Raw genomic sequence first — 10,565 nt, 5'->3', positions numbered from 1 at the left:
GCGCCTGGCGGGGGATCGCTCGTCGCTCAGACCGTGCCGGTGAGCAGAACCTTTCCGGTATTCGCCGCGCGGATGTCGACCGAGCGGATCTGGTCGGGCGGGCCCTCGATGGTCTGATCGATGGTCAGCTCGGTGCCGGGGCTCGCGGGCCACTGGCCGAGCTGCTGCTGCAGACCGTTGATCCGGGTGGCGTACAGCACGAGATTCGGGTTGTAGGGCAATGGCTCGCCGGGGGGATAGCTGCAGGTCATCACGAGTCGCGTCTGGTCACCCGCCGGGATGAGCTTGAAGCTCGCCGAGACCGGAGTCGGCTCGACCGGCGTCATCTGACGTTCGGCGAACGCCTGCTCGCTGGTGCCCGGCCCCGGCGCGTTGTGCGTTCCGGACACCGTGACCGCGATCGGAACCGCGATCGCCACCGCGGCCGCGGCCGAGGCCAGCGCGATGCCGACCGACGCCCACCCGCTGCGGCGGCGCCGCCGCTCGGCCGCGTCGGCCAACCGCGATGGCGGCGGGAACTCGGGCATCGGCGGCGGCGGTGGTTCCGGCGCGGCGTGCGCGGGCGGCTCGATCATCGTCGTCGCGATGTCGGCATCCACGAGGGCGAGCATGCCGGGCAAGCCCGCCAGCTCGGCCACGGAGGCCCGACAGTCGGGGCAGCTCGAGAGGTGGCTCTCGTACTGCAAACGCTCGTGGCGGGTCAGGGACCCGAGCACGTACGGGGCGTCCCACGTGCTGAAATCGTCGGTGATATCTGTCACTGGTTTGTCACCCCCATCTCCTGTAATGCCAGGCGCAATGCGCGCATGCCGTAATGCATCCGGGACTTCACCGTGCCCGCGGGTACGTCGAGTTCCTCGGCGATCTGGTGGGTCGACAGTCCCCGGTAGTAGGCCCGCACGATCACCTCGCGATGATCGGCGCTGAGCCTGCCGAGCGCGTCGGCGACCAGCCAGCCGTCCAGCGCGCGGTCGGACTGGTCCGGGGTCGCCCGCTCGGGCGGGTTGTCGGTGCGGAACTCGCGCCTGCTGCGGGCGCTGCGGTGCTCATCCACGGCGAGATTGCGCGCCACGGTGAACAACCACGCCCGCGCCGACGTGGTGGACTGATCCAAGACGTTCGGGCGTTGCCATGCTCGCAGCAACGTTTCCTGCACGATGTCCTCTGCCCGTCCCGGGTCCCGAACCAGGCCGAGCGTGTACCGCCACAACGGGGTGGCGTGTTCGCGATAGAGAGCCCGCATCAATTCGGATTGATCGTCGGGCTGTCCCGTCTCGCCACGTTTCTTGCGCACAACTGGATACCTCTCCGCTCGAGTTGCGGGGCCGGTCGGTGGGCGCACCCGATGCGTCACCCATGCTTTCGCCGGTTCAGTTGTCGTGTCTCATGCCGTGTCTCCTTCGATCCTTTCGAGGAGTACACGTGCTCAGTTGCGTTCGAGTTCAATCGGGTGTGTCGCGAGCAGGGACAGCGGGAGCGGCTGGCGGCGCAGCACGTGCGCCCACAGGTCGGGGCGGCCGGTGCTGATCGGATCGGACGGCAGGGCCGATACCACGATCCAGTCGTCGTTCTCCAACTCGCCCTCCAGCTGCCCGAAGGTCCAGCCGGCGTAACCCGCGAAGATCCGGATGCCCTCGACCAGTGGGCCGACCCGCTCGGGGTCGGCGTCCAGGTCGACCAGCACGACGCGTCCGTCGATGCGGCGCAGCCCGGGGACACCATCGATCCGGGCGCCCACCCGGACCGTGCCCAGGCACAGCGCGGCGTCCCGTTTCACCGGGCCGCCGATGAACAGCGTGCGTGGGGCCGCGACCGCGTCGGTCCAGCGCGGCAGCACCTCGTGCACGGCCGTGTCGCTCGGGCGGTTCAGCACGACGCCGAGACTGCCCGCCTCGTTGTGCTCGATGATGTAGACGACGGTGCGCCGGAAGGTCGGCTCGACCAGTTCGGTGGCCGACACCAGCAGCGTCCCGGCACGAACCACCTGCTCACCGTGCCGGAAATCGCGTCGCCTGCGGTCGCCGTGCCCGCCGCGAGTCTTCCGATCGTCCGGGTCTTCTGCGCGTGCCACTCCGACATCATCGCAGCTGTTCGCCCACAATGCGCCTTCTGCGGCCCACTTGTGTGTTCCGGATTTGCCGAACGGGTCGCGGACCGGGCGTCGGACGTCACGTTGCGCCACCGCCGCCACATCGTAGAGTCCACGTCATGGAACTGCCCGAGGTGCGCCTCGAGAACAACGACGCCGTGTACGACTTCTATCGCGAGCACCGTCAGAACCGTCTGAAGGCATGGGGTGCGTACGCCATTCTCGGCCGCCGCTACCATCCGCGCGTCACCTACGCCGAGGGCGCGCGCGAAGCGCTCCGCACGGTGATCAGGCAGAACAGGCCGCTGCTGATCGCGATCAACCACCTTTCCGAGAGCGATCCGTACACCGTGGCGGCGGCCGCGTGGCGCAGCGGACTACGCCGGGTGATCGGCCGGGTGCGCGTGCTGGCCAAGGACGAACTGTTCGCCGACCCCGATCAGCGGCGCAAGATCGACATGATGGGCGGCATCCCGGTGTTCCGCGGCAAGGACCACGGCATTCGCGCGGTGAACGCCGCGGGACAACTCATGATGGACGTCTGCGCGGAGCGGATGGCCCGTGGCGACGGCATCGCGGTGTTCCCCGAGGGCACCTGCAACGACGTGGACCCCTCCCGCGTGCAGGCGGTGGGCAGCGGCATCGGGCACATCGCCTTCCGGGCGATGAAACTCGGCGCCGAGCCCGTGCTGGTGTCCATGGCGCTGAGCTACGGTCCGCGCACGGACCCGGCGGTGCAGCCGACGAAAGAGGAGGCCAAGGGAGCCAGCTTCTACTTCAATGTCCCGGTGCTCGATTTGCCGCCCCGGCCCGGCGACATCGCCCGGCTGGTGCGCACCGATCTGCAACAGGCGCTCGACGGCGCTGTCGCGGCCTACTGAGGCAGGTTCAGCCGGTCGCGCGCCCAGTGCGGCACCATCACCAGGTATTCGGGGCGGGTCTCGATGAAATGGTGGACCGCCCGGCACATGGGCAGCGCGCCGAGCTTGTCGTCGCGGGTGCTGTCGAGCGCGGTCTCGATCAACAGCCGCGCATAGCCCTGCCCCTCGTAGCGCGGATAGATCTCGGTGTGCACGAACGCGCGCTCGGAGGCCGTGTCCTGGTATTCGGCGTAGCCGGCGATCGCACCGTCGACGTAGATCTCGAAACGTTCCAGTGCGGTGTTGTTGCTGACCTCGGTCGACATGGCTCGACGCTACTCTGTGCGCCGGTGTCCCGGTAAATCACGCACGCGGCGGGGCGGAATCCCGCCACCGACTTGTCTGTCCGGGCGGGCCTGCGCAGAATGCTCTTGGTCGGGTCCGTCGTCGCGCGCGAGCGGGCAGGCTCGGGGAGGTACCGGAATATGTTGAGGACACCGCGCGTTTCGCGGGTCGCGGCCGCCGTCGTCGCCGTGGGCCTGCTCGGTGGATCGATCGTCGCGGGCGTGGCGGACGCCGCGCCGGGTGTCGCGTTCGGCAAGTGCCCCGAGGGTTCCGTGCCCGCCGATCGGGGCGTGCAGTGCGCCGTCGTGAGCGTGCCGATGAACTACGCCGACCCGGATGGCGCGAAGATCGAGCTGACGGTCAGCCGCATCGCGGCTACCGGCGAGCGGGAAGGTGTGCTGTTCGCCAATCCCGGTGGGCCGGGCGCGGATGCGCTGGACTATTGGGCGCGCCGGTTGGACGTGTTCCCCGCCGCGCTGGCCGAGCATTACGACCGGATCGCCGTCCAGCCGCGCGGACTGCGTTGGGCGACACCGCTGCAATGCGGCACGAGCGCGAAGAACGGGGAGGGGCAGCAGGTCTCGCTCGGCGGCGGCAACCGCGACGAGATCAAGAAAGCCTGTGACGCGGCGCAGCCCGGCTACCTGGACACCATTACCACCGAGAGCACCGCGCGCGACCTCGACGCCGTGCGTTCCGCGCTCGGCTTCGAACGGATCGACTACCTCGGCACGTCCTACGGCACCTACCTCGGCGCGGTGTACGCGGTACTGTTCGGCGACCACGTGGACCGGATGATCCTGGACTCCAACGTCAATCCGGACTGGGTGTGGACCGAGGAGTTCGCCCAGCAGCAGGTCGCGGGCAAACAGCGCCTGGACGATCTGTTCGCCTGGATCGCCGACCACGACGGCGAATACCACCTCGGCGACACGGCGTTGCAGGTCTACCGCACCTGGGTCCGGTTGGCGGCAGGCCAGGGCGGCGGTTGGTACGCCAACCTGACCCCGCCGCCAGCGAGCATCGCCGACCTGCCCGGCGTGCTGCCGGAGCCGTTGGCGGAGATCGCCCGGGACGGCTACACCGGCGGCGTAGAGCAACTCGGCAAACTACAGAATCTGTTGCGCACCTTGGTGAGCGGCGGCGTATCCGCGCAGGTGCCGTTGCTCGGCGCCACCACCGTGGCCACCTATACCCGCACCTTCTGGCCCACCTTCGCCCGCGCGATGGCCGACGCCGCTGCCGACCCGGCGAACGTGCAGCGGCTGCGGGCCATCGAGGGCGCGACCTCGACCGACCCCACCGGGCGGTTCGTGTTCAGTGCCATCACCTGCAACGAGAACGCCGTGGCAGGCAGGCCGGAACTGCTCGGCGCGGCGGCAGGCACCATCGCCTCCGGCGGCAACGCCATGGACGCGCGCGCCGACCTGGTGCGCTCGGGGATGGCCTGTGGTTCCTGGAAACCCGTGACGAAACCGGTGCCGATCACGGGCGCCGGGCTGCGCACCCCGCCCCTGGTACTGCAGAGCCGCAACGACGCGCTGACCAAGTACGAAGGCGGCCCCGCCATGGCCACGGCGCTGGGCGGCGCGCTGGTCGTCGTGGACGGCGGCGACCACGGCACGTTCGGTCGCGGCAATCCGCCGGTGGACGAGGCCGTGCTCACCTACTTGCGCACCGGAAAGGTCGGCATCACACGGGCCGACGAGGCTCCGCTGCCCACACGCTGAAAGTCCGACCCCACGAAAGTGGTTCGTGACCGCTGTCCGACATCGCGAGCTGGGACTCATGGCGGCGCAAAAGCAACTCGTCATCTCGATCGGGCCGACGTTGTCCTCGCCCGCTGTCGATCCGGCCCGCGGGGTCGGTCGGAGTGCGGCGACCGGCGTGCAGGTCCGGATGTTCCTTGCCCGTCGACGCCGGTGCGATTTCACGTCGCGCAGTTCAGCGATATCCGCCGGTCAGGACACTGATCACCGCTTTCGTGTGCGGAGTCCACGCTTGTCCGAGGTCGGCGAAGACGACGGCTGTGGCGGATGTGTCGTGGTGCGACCGGCCCGGTCGCGTCCGAGAATGTGGGGATGACACCCGCTGCGCGAGTCATCCTCGCTCCGGACAAGTTCAAAGGGTCGCTCGCCGCGCCCGAGGTGGCGGCGGCGCTAGCTGACGGTTTGCGGCGGAGCGCGCCGGAGACCGAGATCCGGCAGCTGCCGGTCGCAGACGGCGGTGACGGCACGGTCGAGGCGTTCGTCGCGGCTGGTTGGGCGCGGGTGGAGGTGACCGCTCCGGGGCCGACGGGGGTTCCGCGTCGCACATCCTATGCCCGGCACGGTGCGACCGCGGTCGTCGAACTGGCATCCGTGGTCGGACTGTCGATTTTGCCCGAGCGTCGACTGGACCCGTTGGGCGCGAGCACATACGGGCTCGGCGTCGTGCTGGCGCATGCCATGGAGCACGGCGCGACCGATATCGTGCTCGGTCTCGGTGGCAGCGCCTCCACCGACGGCGGCGCGGGCATGGTGCAGGCGCTCGGCGTCCGCGTGCTCGATGCCGACGCACGGGAATTGCCGCGCGGCGGAGCGGTCCTCACCCGTGCCGCGCGTCTCGACCGTTCCGGCTTGCACCCCGGCGTCGCGGAAACGACGTTCACGCTGGCTTGCGACGTCGACAATCCGCTCCTCGGGCCCACCGGCGCGGCGGCGGTGTACGGGCCGCAGAAGGGCGCAGGGCCCGCCGAGGTCGATGTCCTCGAATCCGCTCTCGGCACTTGGGCGCAACTCGTCGGCCCGGAGTTCGCGCGGCTGCCCGGCGCGGGCGCGGCGGGCGGTACCGGTTTCGGCGCGCTCGCCGTGCTGGGCGCGCGGGTCCGCAGCGGCATCGAGGTCGTGCTCGAACTGCTCGATTTCCCCGCCCTGCTCGCTACCGCCACCCTCGTGGTGACCGGTGAGGGATCGCTCGATCGGCAGAGCTTGCACGGCAAAGCGCCGGTCGGCGTGTGCGCGGCCGCGCGTAAGGCCGACGTCCCGGTGATAGCCGTGGCGGGCCGCACGCTGCTCACGCCCGACGAGATCCGGGCCGCGGGCTTCGCGGACTGCTACGCGCTCGCCGCTCTGGAGCCCGACCCGGAACGGTCGATGGCCGAGGCGGCGTCGCTGCTCCGACGCGTCGGCGCGCGGATCGCCGCCGACCGGCTGGATTAGCTCGCCGACGCCAGCGTGCTCGCGGCCAGTTGGTGCTTGTGCCGTTCGCCCCATTCCTCGAGCGGGCGCAGTGCCGCGGCCAACTCCTCGCCGAGCGGCGTGAGCGAGTACTCCACCCGGGGCGGGACCTCGGGATAGACCTCGCGGTGCACCACACCGCTGGCCTCGAGCTGACGCAGGTTCTCGGCGAGCACCTTCTCACTGACTCCGTCGAGCAGTTTGCGGATCTGGCCGAAGCGCTGGGGGCCGATGCCGAGGACCCACATCAGGTGCATCTTCCACTTGCCGCCCACGACATCGATCGCGACCGTCATGCCGCACACTTCGTGATCCGCGTCACTGCTCATGCCCACCGCGCTCCTCTGACCTCGTTTCGAACCTCGAGGTAAGCAACCGCACCTCCACGTTCGGTCTTCCCGACTCTACCTGCGGGAACGACGATGAATTCCGGCGCCGACGCAAGTAACCGACGAGAACCGAAGGGACACATCATGTCCGAACAGACCACCGCCCGCGCTGTCTCCGTCGTCGGCCTCGGGCCGATGGGGCAGGCGATGGTCCGGGCCTTCCTGGCCGCGGGCGTCGAGGTGACGGTGTGGAACCGCAGCCCCGAGAAAGTCGACGCCATGGTCGAAATCGGCGCGAAGCGCGCCGCGACCGTCGCCGCCGCCCTCGATGCCAACGAGGTCACCGTGCTCAGCCTGACCCACTACGCGGCGATGTACGACGTGCTCGGTCCGGCGACCGGCCACCTCGACGGCAAGGTGATCGCGAACCTGTCCTCCGACTCGCCGGAGCAGGCGCGAAAGGGCGCGGCGTGGGTCCGCTCGCACGGCGCGCAGTTCCTCTCCGGCGGCGTCATGTCGGCGGGGGACAACATCACGCATCCGGCGTCCTACATCTTCTACAGCGGCCCGCGTGCGGTGTTCGACGCCCACGCCGAGCTGCTGCGCCCCTTGAGCCCGCAGGAGTACCTCGGCGCGGACGACGGCCTGGCCCAGATCTTCTACCAGGGGCTGCTGACCATCTTCCATCCCTGGTTGCTCGCCTTCGACCAGGCCACGGCGATGATCGATCGGTCCGGTCACGATGTCGCCGCGTTCGTCCCGTTCGCGATCCGCTCGGCCGCCGCCTTCCCCTACTTCATGGAGGAGCACTCGGTCGCCAACAAGAACGGCGGCTGGGCGTCATTGGCCAGTCTGAAGATGATGGACGCGGGCGCGCAGCACGTTATCGACGCGAGCGAGGAAATCGGCGTCGACGCCGTCCTCTCGCACACCGCCCAGGGGCTGTGGCGCAAGGCCATCGCCGCCAGCGAGCGGGCCGGAACCCCCATTTCCACCTACGCCCTGCTGCGCGACCCCGCCTGACGTCGCGGAGTCGGCCGGGTCCTCGCACTGTCGACGCGAGGACCCGACGGGGTCTTCTGCTTCCCAGGGGTTGATATGCAGCCTTGTGGTTGCCTATGGTGTAAATAGGCAGCCGCAAGCCTGCATGTTGGAAAGGTGGGCGATGGACGAGGTGTTTCGGGCGCTGGCCGACCCGAGCAGGCGGCGGCTGCTGGACAGCCTGAATGCCCGCAACGGTCAGACGCTGCGGGAGTTGTGCGCGGGGCTGGCGATGGCCCGCCAGTCGGTGAGCAAGCATCTCGCGGTGCTGGAGGCGGCCAACCTCATCACGACCCGGCGCAGTGGCCGGGAAAAACTGCACTACCTCAATGCCGAGCCCATCAACGCCATCGCCGAACGCTGGATCGACCGGTACGACCGCGAGCGCGTGAACGCGCTCGCCGACCTGAAGAGAGCACTGGAGGAACAACCCATGGGCGACAACGCATTCGTCTACACGACCTACATCAAGACCACCGCCGAAAAGCTCTGGCAAGCGCTGACCGATCCTGCGTTCACCAACCGCTACTGGGGCGCGAGCTTCGACACGGACTGGCGTCCCGGATCGGAAATGACTTGGCACCAACAGAACTGGAGCAGCAAGGATCCCGAACAAGTGGTGCTGGAGGCCGAACCGTACCGCCGCTTGTCCTACACCTGGCACACCTTCGACCCGGCCTTCGCCGAGACGTTCGACATGAACCCCGACGACGTCGCTGCCTGGTCCCGTGAGCCCCGCTCGAAAGTGACGTTCGAACTAGAGCCTCGGGGCGAGACCGTCAAGCTGACCGTCATCCACGACGGCTTCGAACCGAACAGCCGAGTCCTCGAAGGAATCACCACCGGCTGGCCCAGCATCCTCTCCAACCTCAAAACCCTCCTGGAAACCGGCGAACCCCTCCCGGCCCCATAGGCCTCTCGGAAGCACGAAGAGAGCAGTGCTCTTGACTTGTCGTGCCCTTCGTGGAACACTTCTCTCTATAGAGAGCAGTGCTCACAACAGGGAGTAGTCATGGACCTCAACACCCGCTACGTCGGCCCCGCCGGATTCGACGCGGTCTTCAACCGGATCGCCAACCTGCTGCCCAAGCTGGGCATCAGCGTGATGGGGTCGCGGCTGCTCGCGGTGCGCGGGCGCAAGAGCGGGGAATGGCGCACGACGATGGTGAACCTGATGGTGCGCGAGGACGGCGAGCGCTTCCTCGTCGCGCCGCGCGGGCACACGCAGTGGGTGCGCAACCTGCGCGTGGCGGGCGGGGGCGAGTTGCGGCTCGGCCGCAAGGTCGAGGTGTTCACCGCCACCGAGGTGCCCGATGCCGACAAGGTGCCCCTGCTGCGCCTCTACCTGCGGAAGTGGGGCTGGGAGGTCGGCAAGTTCTTCGAGGGCGTGACCAAGGACGCCACCGATGAGGAACTCGCCGCCATCGCGCCGGGGTTCCCGGTGTTCCAGCTGAAGTGAGCTCAGCGCGAGCGGGCCAGGAATTCGATGGCGGCGGCGTAACCCTGGATGCCCATTCCCGCGACCACGGCGGTCGCGATCGGAGAGATGTAGGAGTGGTGCCGGAACTCCTCGCGTGCGTGCACATTGCTGATATGCACCTCGACGATCGGGAGTTCCGGGATCACCAGCGCGTCGCGGAGCGCCACCGAGGTGTGGGTGAGGCCGCCGGGGTTGATCACGATGCCCGACTCGGCGCCGCGCGCCTGGTGGATGCGATCGATCAGCGCGCCTTCGGAGTTGGACTGGAAGGCGACGATCTTCCGGTCGAACTTCGCCGCGGTCCGTTCGCACAACTCCACGACGTCCTCCAGCGTCGCCGACCCGTACACCTCCGGCTGCCTGGTGCCGAGCATGTTGAGGTTCGGGCCGTTGAGAACCAGGATCGGGCCCGGTGTCGCGTCCGCGGTCACAGCCATGCACGGCAAGATACCGCGTCACACCGCGCCGCCCGGCCGGGCCCGACCGGCTACAGCCCCTGCGGGCCTTCCGAACGCAGGTCGTCGACCTTGCGCATGGCTTCGCGCAATTCCTCTAGCCACGTCTCCGCGTGCTTGCCCGCCAGTTTCACCGTCCAGGCGAGCGCGTCGGCGCGGGAACGGGCGACGCCGGCGTCGACCAAGGTGTCGAGCACCTTGCGTTCCGGCTGACGCAACCGGGTCATCACGGGCACGGCCAGGTGGGTGAACAGAATCCGTTCCCCGTCCACCGAGACGCCCCAGGCCACATTGCGCCGGTAGCGGTGCTGCGCTTCGTTCGCGATCTGCATCCGGGCGGGCCGGGTGGACTCGCGGAACCGGGCGACCGCTCCCTCCTTGGTCGCGCGGGGAACGTCTTCGGTCGAGGCTTCGGAATCGTCGGCGTCCGGCTTCTTCTCCGGCTGCGGAATCGGCAGCTCACCGATGACGACGATCTCGTCCCGGTCGATCTCGATCACCGGCGGACCGGTGAACCAGTCATTTGGCAATCTTCCGGCGAACCAATCCGGTACGTCCGACGGGTCCGGCAGGTCGGCTTGCTGCCAACCGCCCGTTCGACCGAAACCCCGGCCGCGGTGTGCGTTTCTCATAGCGGGTCACCTACTTACTGTGGTGCGTTGCTTTCAGTGATTACAAGATTACGTCGCAAACCACGCGGGGGAGTTGCGCTCAGTGCGAACAAGGGTCCGGTTGCTTCGCTCCGGAC

Annotated in this window: 13 protein-coding genes; 6 read left to right on the top strand and 7 right to left on the bottom strand. The window is 68.7% G+C overall.

The features are described from left to right. Positions 1 to 26 precede the first annotated feature (26 nt). From ACL03I_RS02475 to ACL03I_RS02465, 3 genes are all read right to left on the bottom strand, one after another. Positions 27 to 761, bottom strand: coding sequence for an anti-sigma factor family protein (locus ACL03I_RS02475; protein ID WP_364424777.1), 735 nt, complete (start codon positions 759 to 761; stop codon positions 27 to 29). Continuing rightward, entirely contained in the window at positions 758 to 1,294 is a 537-nt protein-coding gene (locus ACL03I_RS02470; RefSeq protein WP_355071297.1) for a sigma-70 family RNA polymerase sigma factor, read from the bottom strand. The genes ACL03I_RS02475 and ACL03I_RS02470 overlap by 4 nt, the downstream gene beginning before the upstream one ends. 132 nt (positions 1,295 to 1,426) lie before the next feature. After that, positions 1,427 to 2,071 (bottom strand): YqgE/AlgH family protein, encoded by a 645-nt coding sequence (locus tag ACL03I_RS02465; protein ID WP_039803016.1) that lies wholly within the window; start codon positions 2,069 to 2,071, stop codon positions 1,427 to 1,429. A 137-nt stretch (positions 2,072 to 2,208) separates the two neighbouring features. Here ACL03I_RS02465 and ACL03I_RS02460 point away from each other — a divergent pair, with 137 nt between their 5' ends. After that, positions 2,209 to 2,970 (top strand): lysophospholipid acyltransferase family protein, encoded by a 762-nt coding sequence (locus tag ACL03I_RS02460; RefSeq protein WP_355071299.1) that lies wholly within the window; start codon positions 2,209 to 2,211, stop codon positions 2,968 to 2,970. Here the strand turns inward: ACL03I_RS02460 and ACL03I_RS02455 are convergent. Continuing rightward, positions 2,964 to 3,275: a GNAT family N-acetyltransferase gene (locus tag ACL03I_RS02455; RefSeq protein WP_355071301.1), complete on the bottom strand. Its 312-nt coding sequence runs from the start codon at positions 3,273 to 3,275 to the stop codon at positions 2,964 to 2,966. The two genes, ACL03I_RS02460 and ACL03I_RS02455, sit on opposite strands and share 7 nt — an antisense overlap. A gap of 159 nt (positions 3,276 to 3,434) precedes the next feature. Between ACL03I_RS02455 and ACL03I_RS02450 the strand changes: the two genes are divergently transcribed. Together ACL03I_RS02450 and ACL03I_RS02445 are read left to right on the top strand one after the other, a co-directional pair. Further along, entirely contained in the window at positions 3,435 to 5,024 is a 1,590-nt protein-coding gene (locus ACL03I_RS02450) for an alpha/beta hydrolase (protein WP_412805058.1), read from the top strand. A gap of 351 nt (positions 5,025 to 5,375) precedes the next feature. Beyond that, complete coding sequence (locus ACL03I_RS02445; RefSeq protein WP_356963005.1) at positions 5,376 to 6,494, top strand: glycerate kinase; 1,119 nt, start codon at positions 5,376 to 5,378, stop codon at positions 6,492 to 6,494. Here the strand turns inward: ACL03I_RS02445 and ACL03I_RS02440 are convergent. Beyond that, positions 6,491 to 6,841, bottom strand: a complete 351-nt coding sequence (locus ACL03I_RS02440; RefSeq protein ID WP_379249368.1) for a winged helix-turn-helix transcriptional regulator — start codon at positions 6,839 to 6,841, stop codon at positions 6,491 to 6,493. The two genes, ACL03I_RS02445 and ACL03I_RS02440, sit on opposite strands and share 4 nt — an antisense overlap. Before the next feature lie 144 nt (positions 6,842 to 6,985). Here ACL03I_RS02440 and ACL03I_RS02435 point away from each other — a divergent pair, with 144 nt between their 5' ends. From ACL03I_RS02435 to ACL03I_RS02425, 3 genes are all read left to right on the top strand, one after another. Beyond that, on the top strand, positions 6,986 to 7,864 hold the full coding sequence (locus ACL03I_RS02435; RefSeq protein WP_355071308.1) for an NAD(P)-dependent oxidoreductase: 879 nt from the start codon (positions 6,986 to 6,988) through the stop codon (positions 7,862 to 7,864). A gap of 142 nt (positions 7,865 to 8,006) precedes the next feature. After that, a complete protein-coding gene (locus ACL03I_RS02430) occupies positions 8,007 to 8,795 on the top strand; it encodes an ArsR/SmtB family transcription factor (protein WP_355072081.1) in 789 nt (262 codons plus the stop codon). Positions 8,796 to 8,894: 99 nt separating this feature from the next. Next, on the top strand, positions 8,895 to 9,341 hold the full coding sequence (locus tag ACL03I_RS02425; RefSeq protein WP_355071310.1) for a nitroreductase family deazaflavin-dependent oxidoreductase: 447 nt from the start codon (positions 8,895 to 8,897) through the stop codon (positions 9,339 to 9,341). A gap of 2 nt (positions 9,342 to 9,343) precedes the next feature. Here ACL03I_RS02425 and aroQ read toward each other — a convergent pair whose 3' ends face one another. Both aroQ and ACL03I_RS02415 read right to left on the bottom strand, forming a co-directional pair. Continuing rightward, entirely contained in the window at positions 9,344 to 9,799 is a 456-nt protein-coding gene (aroQ, locus tag ACL03I_RS02420; RefSeq protein WP_355071312.1) for a type II 3-dehydroquinate dehydratase, read from the bottom strand. A gap of 50 nt (positions 9,800 to 9,849) precedes the next feature. Next, positions 9,850 to 10,449: a hypothetical protein gene (locus ACL03I_RS02415; protein WP_355071314.1), complete on the bottom strand. Its 600-nt coding sequence runs from the start codon at positions 10,447 to 10,449 to the stop codon at positions 9,850 to 9,852. Positions 10,450 to 10,565: the final 116 nt, after the last annotated feature.

Origin of the sequence: Nocardia sichangensis (genome assembly GCF_047200615.1) — a bacterium.
Taxonomy (GTDB): Bacteria; Actinomycetota; Actinomycetes; order Mycobacteriales; family Mycobacteriaceae; genus Nocardia; species Nocardia sichangensis.
This window is presented reverse-complemented; position numbering and strand designations above follow the sequence as displayed.